At 38.4% G+C, this 18,618-nt stretch carries 17 protein-coding genes, 1 tRNA gene and 1 other RNA gene; 6 read left to right on the top strand and 13 right to left on the bottom strand.

The genetic code is table 11. The features are described from left to right. Positions 1-2: 2 nt before the first annotated feature. From ACE2AL_RS03740 to dnaQ, 6 genes are all read right to left on the bottom strand, one after another. Positions 3-2,501, bottom strand: coding sequence for a TcfC E-set like domain-containing protein (locus tag ACE2AL_RS03740; protein WP_375083988.1), 2,499 nt, complete (start codon positions 2,499-2,501; stop codon positions 3-5). A gap of 19 nt (positions 2,502-2,520) precedes the next feature. Beyond that, positions 2,521-3,204 carry a hypothetical protein gene (locus tag ACE2AL_RS03735; RefSeq protein ID WP_206084638.1) on the bottom strand — a complete coding sequence of 228 codons (684 nt, stop codon included), beginning with the start codon at positions 3,202-3,204 and terminating at the stop codon, positions 2,521-2,523. 91 nt (positions 3,205-3,295) lie between these two features. After that, the gene (locus ACE2AL_RS03730) at positions 3,296-3,901 is read right to left on the bottom strand and encodes a common pilus major fimbrillin subunit EcpA (RefSeq protein WP_206084636.1); all 606 of its coding nucleotides are present in this window, start codon (positions 3,899-3,901) and stop codon (positions 3,296-3,298) included. Positions 3,902-4,026: 125 nt separating this feature from the next. After that, positions 4,027-4,347, bottom strand: a complete 321-nt coding sequence (locus tag ACE2AL_RS03725; RefSeq protein WP_206084634.1) for a helix-turn-helix transcriptional regulator — start codon at positions 4,345-4,347, stop codon at positions 4,027-4,029. 952 nt (positions 4,348-5,299) lie between these two features. Further along, a tRNA-Asp gene (locus ACE2AL_RS03720) sits at positions 5,300-5,376 on the bottom strand. A 154-nt stretch (positions 5,377-5,530) separates the two neighbouring features. Beyond that, a complete protein-coding gene (gene dnaQ / locus ACE2AL_RS03715; protein ID WP_272539005.1) occupies positions 5,531-6,289 on the bottom strand; it encodes a DNA polymerase III subunit epsilon in 759 nt (252 codons plus the stop codon). 54 nt (positions 6,290-6,343) lie between these two features. On the opposite strand from dnaQ, the gene rnhA reads away from it, so the two are divergent. Further along, on the top strand, positions 6,344-6,814 hold the full coding sequence (gene rnhA / locus ACE2AL_RS03710) for a ribonuclease HI (protein ID WP_206084630.1): 471 nt from the start codon (positions 6,344-6,346) through the stop codon (positions 6,812-6,814). Here rnhA and ACE2AL_RS03705 read toward each other — a convergent pair. After that, a complete protein-coding gene (locus ACE2AL_RS03705) occupies positions 6,811-7,542 on the bottom strand; it encodes a class I SAM-dependent methyltransferase (RefSeq protein ID WP_206084626.1) in 732 nt (243 codons plus the stop codon). The genes rnhA and ACE2AL_RS03705 overlap by 4 nt on opposite strands. Positions 7,543-7,576: 34 nt before the next feature. Here ACE2AL_RS03705 and gloB point away from each other — a divergent pair, with 34 nt between their 5' ends. The 4 genes from gloB (at position 7,577) to ACE2AL_RS03685 (ending at position 10,931) form a co-directional block, all read left to right on the top strand. Next, a complete protein-coding gene (gloB, locus tag ACE2AL_RS03700) occupies positions 7,577-8,332 on the top strand; it encodes a hydroxyacylglutathione hydrolase (protein ID WP_206084624.1) in 756 nt (251 codons plus the stop codon). An 80-nt stretch (positions 8,333-8,412) separates the two neighbouring features. Beyond that, complete coding sequence (gene mltD, locus ACE2AL_RS03695) at positions 8,413-9,786, top strand: murein transglycosylase D (protein WP_206084622.1); 1,374 nt, start codon at positions 8,413-8,415, stop codon at positions 9,784-9,786. A 499-nt stretch (positions 9,787-10,285) separates the two neighbouring features. Beyond that, complete coding sequence (tomB, locus tag ACE2AL_RS03690) at positions 10,286-10,654, top strand: Hha toxicity modulator TomB (RefSeq protein ID WP_225820328.1); 369 nt, start codon at positions 10,286-10,288, stop codon at positions 10,652-10,654. Positions 10,655-10,727: 73 nt separating this feature from the next. After that, the gene (locus ACE2AL_RS03685; RefSeq protein WP_004905417.1) at positions 10,728-10,931 is read left to right on the top strand and encodes an HHA domain-containing protein; all 204 of its coding nucleotides are present in this window, start codon (positions 10,728-10,730) and stop codon (positions 10,929-10,931) included. A 356-nt stretch (positions 10,932-11,287) separates the two neighbouring features. Here ACE2AL_RS03685 and ffs read toward each other — a convergent pair. Further along, positions 11,288-11,384: signal recognition particle sRNA small type (gene ffs, locus ACE2AL_RS03680), an RNA gene on the bottom strand. A 152-nt stretch (positions 11,385-11,536) separates the two neighbouring features. Further along, a complete protein-coding gene (locus tag ACE2AL_RS03675) occupies positions 11,537-11,995 on the bottom strand; it encodes a YbaY family lipoprotein (protein WP_206084618.1) in 459 nt (152 codons plus the stop codon). Positions 11,996-12,233: 238 nt separating this feature from the next. Here ACE2AL_RS03675 and tesB point away from each other — a divergent pair, with 238 nt between their 5' ends. Beyond that, complete coding sequence (gene tesB / locus ACE2AL_RS03670) at positions 12,234-13,100, top strand: acyl-CoA thioesterase II (protein ID WP_206084617.1); 867 nt, start codon at positions 12,234-12,236, stop codon at positions 13,098-13,100. A gap of 132 nt (positions 13,101-13,232) precedes the next feature. Here tesB and amtB read toward each other — a convergent pair whose 3' ends face one another. From amtB to ACE2AL_RS03650, 4 genes are all read right to left on the bottom strand, one after another. Further along, positions 13,233-14,513, bottom strand: a complete 1,281-nt coding sequence (gene amtB, locus ACE2AL_RS03665) for an ammonium transporter AmtB (protein WP_206084616.1) — start codon at positions 14,511-14,513, stop codon at positions 13,233-13,235. Positions 14,514-14,523: 10 nt separating this feature from the next. Continuing rightward, positions 14,524-14,862: a P-II family nitrogen regulator gene (locus tag ACE2AL_RS03660; protein ID WP_206084614.1), complete on the bottom strand. Its 339-nt coding sequence runs from the start codon at positions 14,860-14,862 to the stop codon at positions 14,524-14,526. A gap of 173 nt (positions 14,863-15,035) precedes the next feature. Further along, positions 15,036-16,820 carry a SmdB family multidrug efflux ABC transporter permease/ATP-binding protein gene (locus ACE2AL_RS03655; protein ID WP_272574213.1) on the bottom strand — a complete coding sequence of 595 codons (1,785 nt, stop codon included), beginning with the start codon at positions 16,818-16,820 and terminating at the stop codon, positions 15,036-15,038. After that, positions 16,817-18,562 carry a SmdA family multidrug ABC transporter permease/ATP-binding protein gene (locus ACE2AL_RS03650; protein ID WP_206084611.1) on the bottom strand — a complete coding sequence of 582 codons (1,746 nt, stop codon included), beginning with the start codon at positions 18,560-18,562 and terminating at the stop codon, positions 16,817-16,819. The genes ACE2AL_RS03655 and ACE2AL_RS03650 overlap by 4 nt, the downstream gene beginning before the upstream one ends. Between the last annotated feature and the right edge of the window lie 56 nt (positions 18,563-18,618).

Raw genomic sequence — 18,618 nt, 5'->3', positions numbered from 1 at the left:
TCTCATTGCCTTAATGCGACTGTACGCTGCGGGTCGCAAGTCACATCGCCTAGCCACAACGCGCCTCGAGCACCTTCTAAATTTAAATCAGCTTCGCATATAGTTTGCTCATCCTCTTGTAAAAGAGAAATAACGGGATATCGCACATCAACATCCATTGAAAACTCACCATTGTGATCCGTTTTCGTACGACCAATATGATTACGAATAGACGCATATTTAATAAATTCACCATTAGGGGATTTCAAACGGCCAAATACCGTTACTAACTGCCTAACTTCTGGTTTATAGATAGCAATATTCCCAGGGTATAAAGTGACAGACTTATTTCGCCCAGACACAATGTCAAAACTGTCTTTAGACTTCTCATTATTCATTAATTGAATGTCATAGTCTGAATAAGGCGATAAAGGGATAAACGTATTTTTTCCACTAATTGGGTAACTTTGCCCATTAACTCGAGCGGTCATACTCCCTGCCCCATAAATATCCGAATTAATGATGACGCCCGACTTCCCTTGTTGCCCGCTGGGCATAATGGTGCCATCGCTATAGGCTAACGAACCACGAGATGTAAAGTTACCATTCAATCTTTGATTATCAGGTCGATTAACCGTTAGCATCCCTGAGTTATATTTCGTTTCGTAGGAGGCATAACCCATCGTTGAGAAATCAGACTCTCCATTATTTTTATCGCGCACTAATTTAGAAACAGATCCCCCGATATCGGTAATAACAGAATCTTCGAAACGTTTATTCGCGTAAATATTGGCTTTCATATTGCCATTACTTGAAGATAGACCTGTACTTAACCATGTTGATAACGGTAATGAAAAATCAAGACTGATAAATTTTTCATTCAGGCTTTTTTGGTCATCATAATGGTAACGCTGGACGCCTGTTCTTAATCCAATCGTGCCATAGCGGCCTGAAAATAGTGTATTTGAATATTCATAGTTAATTGAATCACTACCAATACGTTTATCTGTTGTACTGCTAATGGTAAATGACCCTGCTCGGTCAACAAGCTTATCAAGGTTCAACGTCGCACCATAAGATTCGCTATTTGAATCATAAATAGGCAGGTCACCTTTAATAACCGCTTTTTCTTTCGAAGCCCAAACAGAGCCATAGCCGTCTGGCACACTGGTTGATACTGTCGCAATATTCCTAAAGCTGCCATGATTCTCCACCATACCTTGCCAAGAAATTGAGACATATTGGTTCAATGAAAGGTTAATACTGCTTTCATTAATTAAATAATTGTCATAACCGTAGTTCGACATTTGAAAATTTATCCCAGACAACACTGGGAAATTTTTTGCAACAGACGCCCCGAACAAATAACTTTTTTCTAATGGTTGGCGTTCTGCTTGTTTCCCTCTGACATAACGTTTTTTATCAAAATCGATATATCCGCCATAAACTTCCCAGCTAAGCTTGTCAAAATCAGCACCACTTGAACTAAATGACTTATTAATTGTTTGACGCTGTGATGTCACAATTTTGCCATCAACAACAGTTTCAATCATTACGTCATAAATACCAAAGGGCAAAATACTGGTATCCACTTCATAACTTCCCATTGGAAAGTTCTGGATATTTAATAATTTTTCATCACGATAAATTCGCACTTCGCCTGGACTATTTAAAAAGACATAAATTGGTGTCAGGGAGTATTTTTTATTGACTACGACACTTGAAGCATTATTTCCAATAGATGCCGCATATATTTTACTGCGATTTAAGGTTGTTAAACTCGCAATAGACTGCAAGTTCCACGTACTCATTAACCCGATGGCAAAACGTAGGCCATTAAAGTCACGCTCATACATTGCCCGATAAAGCTCAATATCAGAGTTCGATTTACCAATACTGTATGCTGATGCATTCACGTTTATATGGTGCTCTGCAATCGCAAATAACGTGTCTAAGTTAAAATAACTGCTTGATGAATTTTTTCCTTTTTTTACCTGACTTTCAAAAATACCGAGATCATAGTTCGCAACCGTCGAAAAAGTGTCAACGGAAGAATCACCTAATGCAAACTGTCTGACTTTTTCATTAGCGGCAATCGCTTCTTTATTAACATCGAGAGATAAATTAAACGAAGCAATATTCAATTGCAGCACTGCATTTTTATCAACGACAATATTATTAAGCTCATTAAAGAAAACATCTTTTTTTTGTTCTAAACTTTCAATCAGCAAAGGTTGTATTTTGGGGCCTTTATTTGTGTCGATAAAATGAATATTGGCAAGTTTAATCTTCCCTTCAGCTATAATGATGATGGCATCTGCAATTTTATCTTCACTTTGATTTTTCCCATCATCTGATTTTAAACGTAGAAACACAGGCACCGACATTCCTTCCTCTAAAGCCAAAACAAAAGCAGGAGGAATAACATACCCACCAATTTTAATTCGCTTAATATCTTTAGCATAAAGAGTACTTGAAAAAATAAAGCTCATTATTGATAACGCGATAACACTTTTACGCATAATTAAGACCCAACCCTAATTATTTGACAACAATAAACTCCCCTTTGTGCCAAATACCAATACTTGTTTTTTTATTATTTATATCAACCAACTGAAGGTTAACGGCTAAATTAGGTAAGAGATAATAACGTTCACGACAAATACCTTCTGCGCCATATTTTAACTTTTCGGTTAAGCAAGGGCCTGATGCAACAACCCGAAAAGAGCTATTCCCTAAATTAGCTATTTTATTTTTATCATAATTATATTTAAAACTTTCAATCCTTGGTGCTACGACTAAAATTGTACTTATTGTTGCGGATGTCGTTGCAGACGCTGACTTGGTACTTTTAGTCATTCCGCTTTCACTAATTGGGTCATCTGTCCAGTTTAACCGGTAGTAACGTTCCTGTTCGTCTTTCGGGCCTTGATAGATAATTTTAAAAATATCTCGTGATTTGCCTGGAAGTATAATGTTCGCTGGTGTTGACAGTATTTCGTTAGGATCGTTAATAGGGATAACCTTTCCACCCTCAAGTGGAGAGTCTATCTTTTCAATACTTAAGTTAACCAATCTTGCCGCATCAACAGTATTTTCAATTTCTTTTGCTAAGGTTTCTTCACCTGAAGAAATAATTTCCGTAATATTACCAACGTTAACGGCAAAACTATTTTTTAACGGTAACATGGATAATAAAATAACTGTAAATGTGATTTTATTCATTATAAAAACTCAAATAGAAAACGATAAAGATCAACATCCTTATATTCTCTTTATCGTAATATAAAATTTATTATTTAATTAACGATCTAACTTATGGAGTAGTGAAGCTACCTTCCCAGTTTGCTGTAAACTGAATTTTTACATCACCATCCCAAACACCATCAGCTAAATCTTTAAATTCTGCGTCTACACCAGCTGCTTTCGCGTTAGCAATAACGAAAGTAAACTCACCGCGGTCTGTTGAACGGTCTGAAACATCCCAAGAGCCATTTGCAGCTAAGTTGTCTAAACCTGAAGTGATACCTTGTGCGACATCAATTAAAGTTGTATCAGTAGTCGAGTCTAAATCTGCACCATTCCATTTAACACCAACTTCTAATGTAGAATCATCAGTTGTTCTTGCTAAGGTATTTGCAATAATTTTTGATGTTAATTTAAAATCAGTTGCACCTGCTTGGCCTTGGATAGCAATATCAAATGCACCGTTTTGCTGGTTAAAGCTTTTTTGTCCTTCAGCGTAATTGAAAGTCAAACTTTTAAGTGGGGTAACAACTAACATACTTGTTGTGTCTTTAATTGCAGTTGCTTGCCATGTTGCTGTCGCTTGAGCAGTACGCGTATCTGCATTTGCAACAGTAGCAAAAGAAGCAGCAATAATCCCAGATAATAATACAGATGCCATTTTTTTATTAAACATATTGTTCTCTCTAATTAATATTCAAAATATAACAAATAGAAAATTACATAGTATAAAAAACACTTTCTTGTGTTTTTTATAAAATATAATCTGACCACTGTTCTTTAATTAACGTAATATAATTATTATTCTTTACTAGATACAAAATCCATTAAATACCGACCTAATGAATAGCTTTCCTTTTCTTCTATTTCGTTTTTTAAATTATTCTCATTCTCTTTTTCATTTTGAACAAAGAGAATAAGGTCAACCCAACTTTTATCGAGTAGAGATAATAGCTGATGTAATTGATCTAAGGTTAACGGTGTTTTACCTGTTTCATAACGAGAAATTTGTTGCTGACTTACACGCATTAACTTTGCTAATTGCTTACCAGTTAGATTTTTTTCTCGTCTAGATTTTCGTAAGAAAAAACCAGCATAATAACTTAACTTATTTGATTCCATAAGCATTTCCAAAACTTTCCCAACGGTGAAATAATTCGTATAACTCTATAAAAGCTAATTATTAATATATTTATATTCTTGATTAAATAATTCAAAAATTAATTATTCGTAACTAATTTGTTCTTAATAATATAAATGGATACAAAATCGTGTAAAAATGTTTAAAACTATTAAAAAACAAAAAAACAATAGCCCGCGGCTATCAAAATATTTTTTCTGCAACATTTCCCTATCTAAAAACAACAAAAAACACGTAATCAGAGTATTAAATTAATAAGTAACTATGTGATTAATAGATTAATTTTAAATGTTGCTATTTTGTTTTTAATATGCGCGAATTAAGTTATAGATATAATTACTTATTTTTTTAAATATATATTAGAGACACCCAATTTAATAGGCATTTTCATTTTGTTACAAATTGGCATGGAATGTATTATTTGAATGGGGATTTAACACCAAATACGAGTATTAAGGTTTTTCACCTAAAAAAAATTCAATATCTAGTGTTAAGATCGAGTACGCCAAGTTTATCTTTGGGAAAGGAAAATGTACTCTTTACTTTTCAACTTTTCTAAGCATTATAAAAATGAGAATGATTGTTAGAATAACATTTCAAACTGAAATAGTTCATCAATGATATAAAAAAAAACATTTTTTAATCGTCACAATAACGCATAAAAAAGCACCTAATTACCGTCATTATATTAATAATGAAATAAAATGTGTTACTGTTCGAAATCAAAAATATGAGCCTTACTAGCAGTATGCGTTGCAAAATCGTCATATACAAAAACAATAAACGCATTCTATGCGTATAACACCAATTTGTTACGATATGAATTAATGAAACAAAATTTATGTGAAGGGCAAATTACGATAAAATGCAAAGTAGAATTCGCATAAAAAAGATAAAAAAAAGCCCCGAGCAAATGCTCAGGGCTTCAATGTTTGGCGGAACGGACGGGACTCGAACCCGCGACCCCCTGCGTGACAGGCAGGTATTCTAACCAACTGAACTACCGCTCCGAATGTTCCCTGTTGGGAACGCCATGCATATTACGAACACTTCATTAAGCAGTCAATACTTTTTCTTGAAAAATCGCGCAGTTGAACAGTTTTTAGCCCAAATAATAGGATAAATCACCGCACCTTTATTACGCTTAGCAAAAACCACTCAAAACTAATGCAAAATTTCTTCTTCATCAGACTGCCGCCAAAGGCAAGGTTTTCCACCTTTCTTATCAACAATATCAAGGCGAGCTTCATGAGCAATAAGTTCTTCATCAGAAGCATATAACACAGTTAAACCACTTGAAGGTCGTTCAATACGTTGAATTTCATATGCTTGCTCATTATTTGCTGATTCGGCATCCATCGAGAATGATAACGACGTTTGCCCCCCCGTCATCGCAAGATACACGTCCGATAAAATTTCAGCATCGAGTAAAGCGCCGTGCAACGTACGTTTAGAGTTATCAATTAAATAACGGTCACATAAGGCATCTAAGTTATTGCGCTTACCTGGAAATAACTTTCGTGCCAACACCAAACTATCCGTGATAGTACAAAAATCGGCTGTGGGTGGGATCCCTCTATTGAGTTTACGGAACTCATAATCCATAAAACCGATATCGAAGGGCGCATTGTGAATAACTAATTCTGCCCCTCGAATAAATTCAAGAAACTCATCAGCAATGTCAGCAAAGACGGGTTTATCTTGTAAAAATTCATCACTGATCCCATGAACCTCAAAAGCTTCAGGATCCACTAAACGATTCGGTTTGATATAAACATGGAAATTACGACCAGTTAAGCGTCGGTTAATGACTTCAACCGCGCCAATTTCAATAATATTATGGCCTTCATAATGAACACCAAGCTTATTCATACCTGTTGTTTCAGTATCAAGGACAATTTGTCGGGTTATCGCCGTGCTCATAATGGTATTTTGTGTCAAACTAGAGGTGAATGAATATTATAGAGTGTACCAGAAATGACAAAGCAGGTAGAAATTTTCACGGATGGTTCCTGTTTGGGTAATCCAGGACCAGGTGGATACGGTGTTGTCCTTCGTTATCAACAACATGAAAAAACGCTCAGTGACGGCTATTTTATGACGACTAACAATCGCATGGAGCTGCTTGCTGCCATTGTTGCCCTTGAGTCCCTCAAAAGACCATGTGATATCATCCTAACCACAGATAGCCAATATGTTCGCCAAGGTATTACTCAATGGATCCATGGCTGGAAACGTAAGCAATGGCGTAAAGCCGATAAATCCCCAGTCGTTAATGTGGACTTATGGAAACGTCTTGATGAAGCAATCCAACCCCACACGATTGATTGGCGCTGGGTGAAAGGCCATGCAGGCCACCCTGAAAATGAAAAATGTGATGAGTTAGCACGCGAAGCTGCATCATCTCCAACAAAAGAAGACACTGGATATCAACCCGCAAAAGACTAAGCACTTGGCTTTTTCGTGCGTTTACTTAACTCTTTTGCTGCCCCTAATGCGGTGCCAATTTTCATTTTCGGTTGTTTGAATTTTAATGGTGTTGGCGTGAGCGGGTATGTTCGTTTTCTCGCCACGATGACACTAAGCACACCAATTCCACCACCGCTTTTATTGATCCACCGCTGCGGGCTCATCCATGGAATTACGTGGCAATTCCGATGATATAACACTTCATAATTTAATAGACTCAGCCAATCAAATACCCTAACCGATGGAAAGAAACGGCTACAATAAGGCTGTCTTTTACGTAAAACAGGAACTAACTTTGCTAACCCTGCGAGGCTAAATGGATTAAACCCTGTAATAATCAGCCAACCATCATCGATTAATACGCGGTCAACCTCTCTCAATAGCCAATGTGGATCATGGCTATATGCTAAACAATGTGAGACTAAACAAGCATCAATCGACTTTGCTGTAAAAGGTAAAGCATCGGGCTGCGCAATAAGATTAAAGCGAGGGTCGTTCTCCCCCACATTGAATTGATGGGAGATTAGACATTCTTCGGTATGGATTTCAGTGCTTAAATGCCCTAACTTAAGGAGATGAAAACCAAACATTTTCGGCCACCAAGGACGAAGCTGGTTTTCCAGGGCTTGCTGGTATTGTTCGCCAAAAGGAATATCAGACCAACTAACGGGCATTTGAATTTTTTTATCAATACGCGCAGGCTTCATGACATTCCCCTATTAAACAGTTTTCGAGGTCATTATGGAGTTAATTCGAGTCCCCGCTTTAAATGATAACTATATTTGGGTTTTAGCAGATAACCAAAAACAGTGTATCATCGTTGACCCTGCGGAGGCAGAGGCTGTGCTCGAAATAATCACCCAGAGGCACTTAACCCCTGTCGCCATCTTATTAACCCATCACCATAATGATCATACAGGTGGTGTGGAAGATATTTTAAACAAATTTACAACGTTACCTGTATTTGGTTCAAAAGAAACCGCAGATAAAGGCGCAACTGAATTAGTTGCAGATGGCGATAACGTCGTCGTCAATCACTTCAACTTCCAGGTTATCTCTTTATCTGGGCATACCACTGACCATATTGGTTTCTATCAAGCACCTTATTTATTCTGCGGTGATACTTTATTTTCCGCAGGCTGCGGCCGTATTTTTGAAGGTACGCCAGAACAAATGTATCAATCTATTCAGAAAATTGCTGCCCTGCCCGATGACACTCTCATTTGTTGCGCCCACGAATATACTTTATCAAATCTAAAGTTTGCGCATCATATTTGGCCTGAAAATGAAGCAATTACACAATATTTACAAAAGATAACGCAAATGCGTGACAAACATCAACCTACAGTACCTACCACATTGAAAACAGAGAAAAAGATAAATATTTTTCTTCAGTGTGATAATCAGCAATTACAGAAAAAATTGCAAATTAATATGCAAAATCCACCTTTGAGGGCCGTTTTTACCCTGTTACGTCAATTAAAAGACCAATATTGAAGTTTATTGATTGTCATATCGGGGTGGGGTAAGTATTATTGTTCGACTTTTAAACATTAAAATGAAGAACAATAGAAAAAATGAAGATAATCGCGACGCTTATCGCCATTGTTCTGCTGGCTGGATGCCAAACTACCCCGAAAAAAGTTAAGCAGAATAAACCCACAGTAAATCATACAATTGAAACCATTGCTTCACATAACCAAGCGGCTAGTCGACAACAATCTAAAGTTGATTATGACTTATGGGGCTATATTAGTGATGAATTAAAAATGGACATCCCTGATAACCCACAAATTAGGGAAATGGCCAACAGTTATATGAATAAACAAAGTTTTGTCTACGATGTGGCATTAAGGGCTGAGCCTTATATGTACCTCATCGTAGACGAAATTAATGAACGTAACCTCCCGATGGAACTCGCTTTAATCCCAATTATTGAAAGTTCATTTAATCCCAAAGCGACCTCCCCAGCACAAGCCGCTGGCTTGTGGCAAATAGTGCCAATCACAGCCCGCTCTTATGGGTTAAAACAAACTCAATGGGTTGATGAGCGCAGAGATGTTCTTTCATCTACCAATGCTGCATTTGATTTACTCGAGAACCTAAATGTGATGTTCGGCCATGATTGGGCACTCACTTTAGCGGCTTATAACTGCGGTGAAGGTTGTGTACAAAACGCGATTAAAAAGAACGAAGCAGCTGGCCTTCCAACTGACTTTTGGTCACTATCATTACCGAAAGAAACTAAACAGTATGTCCCTAAAATTTTAGCACTAAGTAAAGTATTAAAAAATCCAGAGCAGTATCAAGTTAATTTACCGACAAGCAATAAAAATAGAGCACTAACACAAGTGGATGTCGGTCAACAAATTACCTTATCCCAAGCGGCTGAGCTGGCAGGGTTAACAGTTGAATCCGTCAAAACCTACAACTCTGGTTATACCCGAGGGATTACATCTCCCACAGGGCCACACTATATTATGTTGCCTACTGCAAAAGCAGAGCAATTTAAAACCTCACTAACAGACCAAGAGGTTTTAGAAACAATTCGCCTTGCCACTGTGCAAAATCAACAAATTAAAGCAATAACACAACCAACAGCGATTTCAACGGCTCGCCAAAATCGTGCCAAGGTCACCACGTATAAAGTCCGCAAAGGTGAATCTATCGCCAGTATTGCTCAAAAATTCAATACGACAGCGAAAAACATTCAGAAGCTTAATGGCCTTAAAACAGCTAGCGTGATTAAACCAGGCCAAATGCTCAAAGTTTCAGGTGCCGCACCAGTCGCTAATAGTCGTAAAAGCACAGTGTACAAAGTTCGCAAGGGTGATTCTTATTACAGTATTGCAAAACGCCACGGGATCAAGCTGAATGATTTAATGACTTGGAACTCTGGAGTCAAAATGGCAGACCTGAAACCTGGCGTTACATTAAATCTCTATCTCTAAGTTGCAACCTAATTTAAAAACCTTTACTTCATTTTGTGAAGGTTTTTAAATACCTCATCTAATAGGTTGAATAAAACTATTTAAATACTCTGAATGGAGTAATACTTTTTATAAGCTGTCTTATGTCAACTTTCATCTCTGATTGTATTTAAAATACACGGGTGATTTAAATACACTATAAAATTGTGTTTAGTCAGAAAATCCCGTATCCCCTCTAAAGTAGAAAAAAGTGGTTAATAGAGGGTGACTTATGTCATAATAGTGATATTATTGCTCTTACACTGAGGCGGTTTTCACTGCTAGTCTGTATTTGAATATTACTTATGTTAATAGTATAAACCTTCAAACATTCAATGTTTTTATAATAACCTTATATTTTTCAATATATTAACAACCCATGTTTTTACATTGAACATAAGTGCTTTTAATTAGTTATTATGGCTGTATTATTGATATAAAAGATACATAGCAAACGTCAGATTCGCCTGCGGAGGTGATTATGGATGAATACTCACCCAAAAGACATGATATAGCAGAACTTAAATACTTATGTAATAGTCTGAATCGGGACGCTATTTTAAGTTTACAACAAACAAATACACATTGGATTAATGACTTAAGCTCTGACCAAAGCGCGGCGCTTAATGAACTCATAGAGCACATCGCAGCATTTGTTTGGCGATTTAAAATCAAATATCCAAAAGAAAATCTTGTTATTTCATTAATCGAAGAATATCTCGATGAGACTTACGATTTATTTGGTAGCCCTGTCATCACATTGAGTGAAATTATTGATTGGGAAACAATGAATCAAAACCTTGTCGCTGTGCTGGATGACGATCTAAAATGTCTAACCAGCAAAACTTAAAGACTTTATTTATCTTTAGTCTAACTATCATATTGTATATTACCGAGTTATTTCTCATAAAAGAAAGGGCGTTATGACCAAATCTGATTATCTGATGCGTTTAAGAAAATGCACAACAATTGAAACACTTGAGCGAGTGATTGAAAAAAACAAGTATGAATTATCTGATGATGAATTGGAATTGTTCTACTCAGCAGCAGATCATCGCCTTGCTGAACTGACAATGAATAAACTCTACGATAAAATTCCAGCTTCTGTTTGGAAATTTGTTAGATAATATCTTAGAAACACGCACAGATAGTAAATGGTTATAGCCGGTAACAACATTTATCGGCTGAACTCATTATTATTCAAACACAATTATTGGCATTATTTTAATGCTAATACCCCTTTTACGCTGTTTATTTTCCTCTCAAACTTAAAAAGCAACTCATTTTAACAATTAATGCGATATTTTTAACTTTGTTCTATTTATATATTAGGCATTATTTAAAAACACAAAACCACCTTAACACTTATATAAAATTTAAATGTTAAATAAATTAAAGGTAACTTTATTAGTTATTAGCACTGGGTTGAATGAATTTAAATAATATTAAAGGATAAAGTAAGAAATGAAATTTTGGGTGGGAGCCCTGCCAGCGACATCCCGGCACACACGACCCCTGCTATGGCTGCTTCCTTCCGGACCTGACCAAGTTAACAAGTTAGCGTTGCGGGAGAACCAACAGAGCCCCCATTGAATGCTTCTTTCGAAGCAAATGTATTATGCTCGATCGCCGTTTAAATAGCAAGAATACTGCGGCTAAGTGCTGATTTATTACACAAAAAAGACAACCTATTAACCGTAAAATCGAAAAATTAGGTGCGATAAAAATAACGTTAATTGGCAGGCACCATTAATAATTCAATATTTTTGGTGACACCATTATTAATCACTTCAACCACAGAATCCGTGATATAAAGCAGCTTTCCATCAGCATTAACCGTTGCATTCACAGTCAGTTTACCTTCAGGCCTTACCTCATTTTTATGATAAGTTAACTCAAAAGGTATGGTCGGGCGATTATTGAATGAATCATAGTATTTTTGAGACAAAATAAGCGCAGGCAAATCCGTGATTGAAGTATCTGCAAGCGTAACAGTCATAACCGCACCTGCAGGTATAACAGAGCTCTGCACAATCACAACACGCCCTTCGATTTTTCCTGAATCAACAGTTTGGTTGTTATGGCTAGTTTTACTATTCAATGTTTTTTCACCTGGCTTCGTGTTATTCCCTTCACAGCCGATTAAAGAAAAAACAAATATAAAGCTAACTAAGTAGCGTAAGAACATCATAATTATGACCTATAAGGCAATGTTTAATAACATATTTAAAAAACTTGAAATTGGAGAATCTTTTTTTGATGTGGGAATTGAAAAAAGTATAACCAATTTGAATAAAATAACAAAATAATATTTCAAATTGTAACTGCAAGTAAGCGTTAGTTTACCCTTACACAATCTATCTACCTATTTTGGTAAAATAATGGGAAAATACCGACATCTCATTATTTTTAACGGTATTAAGGTAATTATGAGCCCAGAATTACAGAACTTAATTAGCCTCATTGAACTAGAAAAAATTGAAGAAGGTATTTTCAGAGGGCAAAGCGAAGACCTTGGTTTACCACAAGTTTTTGGTGGTCAAGTTGTTGGGCAAGCCATGTATGCCGCTGAACAAACGCTTCCTGAAGATCGCTTTATTAACTCTTTTCACAGTTATTTCTTACGTCCTGGCGATAGCTCTCGCCCTATTGTGTACGACGTGGAAATTTTACGTGATGGTGGAAGTTTTAGTGCACGCCGTGTCAGTGCCATTCAAAATGGCCAACCAATATTCTTTATGACGGCTTCATTTCAAACCCAAGAAGATGGATATTCACATCAAAACTTGATGCCTGACGTTCCACCTCCTTCTCAATTAATTTCTCAAGATGATATTGTGCAAGCATTGGCCGATAAATTGCCTGAAGCCGTCAAAAAATATGCCTTAAGGCCTAACCCTTTCGAATTTAGGCCAGTTGAATTCTACAGCCCATTTGATGCGCCACCTCAAGAGCCATTCCGCTATATTTGGTTTAAAGCTAAAGGGCAATTACCCAATATACCTTCACTACATCATTATTTATTAGGCTACGCTTCTGACTATAATTTTTTACCTGCCGCTTTACAGCCCCACGGTCGTGGTTTTATGGAAAGAGATTTACAAGTCGCGACCATTGATCACTCAATGTGGTTCCATCGCCCTTTTAAAATCGATGATTGGTTACTTTATGCAGTCGAAAGCCCATCAGCGTCTGGCGGAAGAGGCTTTGTGAAAGGGCAAATTTACAATCCTCAAGGTGATCTTGTTGCAACAGCTGTGCAAGAAGGTGTTATACGTCAAAGGCAACCTCGCTAGACAACATCGATTGAAAAGTAAGTGATTACTTACTCAGCAAAAAGGTAATGGCAGTGTTGTGTATACTGCCATTATCAATTTGAATAGAACACAGTTTTATCCTGAATTCATAAATAAAAGTACGTGGCAGCCTTAGTTATAGGCACTTTCACCGTGGGAAGTAATATCCAAACCTTCTCTTTCCTTTTCGACACCAATTCTTAACCCTGATGTCTTCGCTGCAACCATAAAAGCAATAAATGCAACAACAGCGGTCCATACAACACACACTAAGATGCTAAACGCTTGGATACCGACCTGTTTTAGCATCGTGATGCCTTCCGCAAAGCCACTTCCTCCTAATGAACTTGAGGTAAATACCCCTGTCAGCAAGCAACCTAAAATACCGCAGACACCATGAACGCCAAAAACGTCACAAACATCATCGACTCTCAGCTTACGTTTTAATATTACCACGCCCCATAACCCCGCAATCCCTGAAAGCAGCCCAATGATTAATGCGCCGCCAACGCCAACAGTTCCAGCCGCAGGAGTGACCCCAACAAGTCCAGCTAAGCAACCCGAGCAAGCACCAAGTAAAGACGGTTTATCCCTAAAAATCCATTCCGCCAATGTCCACGATAAAATCGCACCAGAAGCCGCTGCAACGGTGTTAACAAAGGCTAAAGCAGCTATACCATCAGCACTTCCCGCAGATCCTGCATTGAATCCAAACCAACCAATAAATAAAATGGATGTCCCCATAAATACCATCGGCAAGTTGTGTGGTTTAATCGCCTCTTTACCAAGCCCTGTACGATGGCCAAGTAAGTAAGCACCAACTAAGCCTGCGACTGCCGCATTAATATGTACGACAGTTCCCCCCGCAAAATCCAATGCCCCATCTTGTGAAAGAATTCCGCCCCCCCAAACCATATGTGCCATAGGTAAATAAGCAAAAGTGGTCCAAATAACAGTAAAAATTAAAACGGCTGAAAATTTAATCCTCTCGCCTAAAGCTCCGATCACTAGCGCCACGGTTAAACATGCAAACGCCCCTTGGAATGCAACATGAACAAACTGCGGAATTGTTGCGGATAAGCTTTCCACTGTAATTCCCTTTAACATCACAAGGCTAAATCCACCAAAAAATGCATTCCCCTCACTAAATGCTAAGCTGTACCCATAAACAATCCAAATAACAGAAACCAACGCTAGAATTACTGTCGTCTGTGCCATAAGTGAAAGTACGTTTTTGCTTCTTAATAACCCGCCATAAAACAAAGCAATACCTGGTACAATCATGAAAATCACCAAGGCCGTGGATATCATCATAAAGGCATTATCTGCTTTATCTAATCCCTCTTGGGAAGCCAAAACGGTCATTGGAAAACTACTTGCTGCTATTAATATATATTGAAACCATTTACGCATCGCCGTTCTCCTAAAGTGCTTCATCTTGTTTTTCACCCGTACGAATTCGTACTGCTTGCTCAAGTGGCAAAATGAATATTTTTCCATCGCCAACTTGACCGGTGTGTGCCTTTCTCTCGACTGTTTCAATGACTAACTCGACTAACTCATCTGGAACGGCAATCTCCATTCTCACTTTAGGTAAAAAATCGACGGTATATTCTGCCCCTCGGTATAATTCAGCATGCCCTTTTTGTCGTCCAAAACCACGCACTTCTGTCATTGTCATCCCTTGAATGCCAATTTCGGACAACGCCTCGCGAACTTCATCTAATTTAAATGGCTTAATGATTACGATGATATATTTCATTCTCACTCCTATAAGTCATCTCAATAGCACGCTCATCCTCTATGAGCGCTACTGACTTATGAGCAAATCTCATGCCAAAAACTATTTATTGTTTAAATTCAATTAGAAACAACAAAATAAAAAACCACTCGAATGAGTGGTTTTTTAGGATGCATTATAATAGTGCAGAATAATTAGCTAGTTACAACCTCAACCCCAGCATCACAGCGGGCATTTAAGGATTCACCGACCTGTTGCAACTGGTACATTTGATAATAACGCCCTTTTTGTTGTAAAAGATGCGAGTGAGTCCCTTTCTCAACAATTGCACCACGATGCAGCACAATCACTTCATCAGCATCAACAATGGTTGATAAGCGATGCGCAATTACCACCAGCGTTGTATTTTCACGAATAACACGTAACGCCTTTTGAATCGCTTGTTCTGTGCCTGAATCAATATTTGCAGTTGCTTCATCCAAAATAAGAATTTTAGGCGTAACTACTAGCACCCGAGCCATCGCTAATAGCTGCCGCTGCCCAACAGACAGTGTATTTCCTTGCTCGCCAAGTACAGTATCTAAACCCTCCGGAAGCTGTCGAACTAAGCCTGCAAGTTGCACAGTTTCAAGCACTTCCCATACTTTACCTTGGCTAACATCACGCCCTAATGCCACATTATCAAAAAATGAAGACGCTAATACGACAGGGTCTTGCTGAACCATCGCAATACCGTTACGCAAAGTTTGGTGAGACAAAGTGTGTAAATCACGACCATCCAGCAATATTTCACCTTTTTGCCATGGGTAATACCCCATAATCAGGTTAGCAATCGTGCTTTTACCGCTTCCAGTGTGACCAACCAACGCAATAAAGTGGTTATTCGGCACATGCAGATTAATATCATTCAAAACTAATTTATCATCGCGATAGGCAAAAGAAAGGTGATTAATGGTAATTGAGCCACCTTGTAATGGAGCAATGCTTTCGCCATAGCCTTGCTGTGGGCTATCCATTAACTCAAAAACACGCTCACCAGAAACCACGGCTTGCTGCAACATCGATTGCTGTGATGTTAATTCAATTAGCGGTTCATTTAATCGGCCTAAATAATTAATAAAAGCATATAAAACGCCTACCCCAATCGTTGTTGTCCCTTCAATGCCAAATAAGAATAGTAAACCACACAGGATAGAAGCAGAAAATAAGCTAAGTAATGGACGTAGCAACAAACCATCCAGCTTTAATGCTTTCATTCTCGCTTTATAATGCTCTTGACTCACATCCTGCATTTTTGCGCCAAACCGAGCTTGCTGCAAAAATTGTTGGATCACCGTCATACCATTAATAACTTCATTAAAACCGTTATTTATATCCGCAAGATATGAACGAACTCGACGAATAATCGGTGTGCTTAGACGTTGATAAGCTATCATCACAACAAATACAGCAGGAAAAATCATTACTGCAACTGATGCCATTCGCCATTCAAGGGAAAACATCGCGACTAACATGGCGCAAATCAGCGCTAAGCTACGAAACACTGTCGGAACAACCATAACAAAAAGGTCTTTGATCACTTCAGTATCATTAGTAACGCGAGAAATTAGCTGACCAACGGGCTGTTTATCAAATGCACTTAACGGTTGCCGAAGCGCCGCATTCATCACATCAGTACGCAAGTTTTGCACCACGCCGACAGCGGCTTTATTAAATAAAATGATTTGGTAATAATGCAGTAGCGCAGCAATTACCTGTAGCAATATAAAACCAATAACCATATACAAGGTCAGTGGCATGATAATTTCTTTTTTAGCCACCATATTATCAATAAAGTAGCTAACGAGCAGAGGCCCACTGACCTCCGCAATTGCAGCTAGCCATAACATACCAATAGCAATACCCATCGTGCCACGGTAAATTTTCCCGTAGGAAAGAAGCCGTTTTAATGCTGGCCAAAGTGGTTTTTTCTGGCTCATAGTTCACCATCCAAAGCCGCTTCAATTTGTTGATAATGATACATATCTTTATACCAGCCTGGCTGACTTATTAGAGATTCATGCTCACCTTGAGCGGTTATTGTCCCTTGAGATAGCACTAAAATAGTATCGGCCTCCACTAAGGCAGATAACCGATGAGCACTAATAATTAACGTTCGTCCTTGTCGCCAGTGGCTTAAGTTCTGCAATATAGTAAATTCTGTTTGCCCATCCACTGCGGAAAGGGAATCATCCAACACCAATATTTCTGCGTTTTGTAAAATTGCCCGTGCAATAGAAATACGTTGTTTTTGCCCCCCTGAAAGCATAACGCCCCGCTCACCCACTTGCGTCTCATAACCTTCTGGCAAACGCAAAATATCATCATGCACACAGGCAATTCGTGCCGCTTCTTCGATTTCAGCTTGCGTGGCATCTGGTCTGCCAAGAGCAATGTTTCCTGCCACAGTATCTGAAAACAAGAAAGGGGATTGGTTCACAATCGATAACCTTGCACGCCATTCATCTAGTTTAATTTCAGATAACGGCAACCCTTGATAGCAAATGTCCCCGTCAGTCACATCAAATTGTCGCTGTAATAACGTTAATAATGTGGATTTTCCTGATCCAGTCGGCCCACAAATACCTAAAAACTGCCCTGGTTTTAAGTTGAATTGGACATTGTATAGCGAGGTTCGAGCTGTTTCTGGGTAGCTAAAAGCGCTAATGTTCACACTCAATTCACCTTTTTCAGGTTGCAATGAATGCGAGCCATCGTTAATCACCAGTGGCTCATTTAATAAGCTTAAAATTCGGCTATAAGCGGCACTACCGCGTTCAACAATATTAAACATCCAAGCCAGGGCTAACATTGGCCAAATCATTAGCCCTAAATACATAATAAAGCTAGTGAGTTCACCTAACGTGAGCGAACCATCTAATACCATCCAGCTCCCACCCGCGATAGCGAGTAAATTCGCCATGCCGATTGCCATAAATATGGTTGGGTCAAAACGCGCATCAATTTTTGCGACATGCATATTACGGCGGCCTGCTTCGGTCGCCACTTGCTCAAACTGGTTAGATTGATGGTCTTCAAGACCAAAAGCCTTGATCATGCGAATGCTTGTTAAACTTTCTTGTGCATGGTTGTTTAATGATGAAAATGCGCCTTGGGCATGCTTAAACCGATGGTGAAGCTGATCCCCATAACGCTTGATGACGATAGCCATAATTGGCATCGGAATCAACGCCAGTAAGGTTAACTGCCAGCTGATCTCAACACTCATCATAATTAAAACAGCGCATCCCATAACCAACGAGTCAACTAGCGTTAACACCCCTTCCCCTGCTGCAAATACGACACGATCTACGTCATTTGTCGTACGAGCGATGAGATCCCCTGTACGATATTTCAGGTAAAATGCTTGGTTTTGCAGACTTAATTGGCGATAGAATTTCTGGCGTAGTTGAACAGCCAGTTTATAAGAGGCACCAAATAGCCAAAGCCGCCAAACATATCGCAAGCCATAAACAATTAATGCAATGAATAACATTAGCAGGACGTAGTTGACTAGTTGACTTCTCGGCATGGTTTCTTTGCTAATCCCATCAACAACCACACCAACAATGCGAGGAGGAATGAGCTGTAAGATAGCAATGACAATCAAAAAGCAAACAGCGCCGAGATAGCGCCGCCATTCACTTAAAAAATACCATTTTAGTTGTGAAAATAATCGCACGTATTGCTGCCTTGAATGATTTTAATTAATTTATACACCTTAAGCTGCCTTATATT

Source organism: Providencia xihuensis, from assembly GCF_041953405.1.
GTDB classification, from domain to species: domain Bacteria; phylum Pseudomonadota; class Gammaproteobacteria; order Enterobacterales; family Enterobacteriaceae; genus Providencia; species Providencia vermicola.
Note: the sequence above shows the minus strand (reverse complement) of the source record. Positions and strands in the feature narration are given on the sequence as shown.

What these genes read in the sequence shown, in the direction of transcription:
- ACE2AL_RS03740 (WP_375083988.1), bottom strand. Translation starts at nt 2,501, where the DNA reads ATGCGTAAAAGTGTTATCGCGTTATCAATAATGAGCTTTATTTTTTCA.
- ACE2AL_RS03735 (WP_206084638.1), bottom strand. Translation starts at nt 3,204, where the DNA reads ATGAATAAAATCACATTTACAGTTATTTTATTATCCATGTTACCGTTA.
- ACE2AL_RS03730 (WP_206084636.1), bottom strand. Translation starts at nt 3,901, where the DNA reads ATGTTTAATAAAAAAATGGCATCTGTATTATTATCTGGGATTATTGCT.
- ACE2AL_RS03725 (WP_206084634.1), bottom strand. Translation starts at nt 4,347, where the DNA reads ATGGAATCAAATAAGTTAAGTTATTATGCTGGTTTTTTCTTACGAAAA.
- dnaQ (WP_272539005.1), bottom strand. Translation starts at nt 6,289, where the DNA reads ATGAGCACGGCGATAACCCGACAAATTGTCCTTGATACTGAAACAACA.
- rnhA (WP_206084630.1), top strand. Translation starts at nt 6,344, where the DNA reads ATGACAAAGCAGGTAGAAATTTTCACGGATGGTTCCTGTTTGGGTAAT.
- ACE2AL_RS03705 (WP_206084626.1), bottom strand. Translation starts at nt 7,542, where the DNA reads ATGAAGCCTGCGCGTATTGATAAAAAAATTCAAATGCCCGTTAGTTGG.
- gloB (WP_206084624.1), top strand. Translation starts at nt 7,577, where the DNA reads ATGGAGTTAATTCGAGTCCCCGCTTTAAATGATAACTATATTTGGGTT.
- mltD (WP_206084622.1), top strand. Translation starts at nt 8,413, where the DNA reads ATGAAGATAATCGCGACGCTTATCGCCATTGTTCTGCTGGCTGGATGC.
- tomB (WP_225820328.1), top strand. Translation starts at nt 10,286, where the DNA reads ATGGATGAATACTCACCCAAAAGACATGATATAGCAGAACTTAAATAC.
- ACE2AL_RS03685 (WP_004905417.1), top strand. Translation starts at nt 10,728, where the DNA reads ATGACCAAATCTGATTATCTGATGCGTTTAAGAAAATGCACAACAATT.
- ACE2AL_RS03675 (WP_206084618.1), bottom strand. Translation starts at nt 11,995, where the DNA reads ATGATGTTCTTACGCTACTTAGTTAGCTTTATATTTGTTTTTTCTTTA.
- tesB (WP_206084617.1), top strand. Translation starts at nt 12,234, where the DNA reads ATGAGCCCAGAATTACAGAACTTAATTAGCCTCATTGAACTAGAAAAA.
- amtB (WP_206084616.1), bottom strand. Translation starts at nt 14,513, where the DNA reads ATGCGTAAATGGTTTCAATATATATTAATAGCAGCAAGTAGTTTTCCA.
- ACE2AL_RS03660 (WP_206084614.1), bottom strand. Translation starts at nt 14,862, where the DNA reads ATGAAATATATCATCGTAATCATTAAGCCATTTAAATTAGATGAAGTT.
- ACE2AL_RS03655 (WP_272574213.1), bottom strand. Translation starts at nt 16,820, where the DNA reads ATGAGCCAGAAAAAACCACTTTGGCCAGCATTAAAACGGCTTCTTTCC.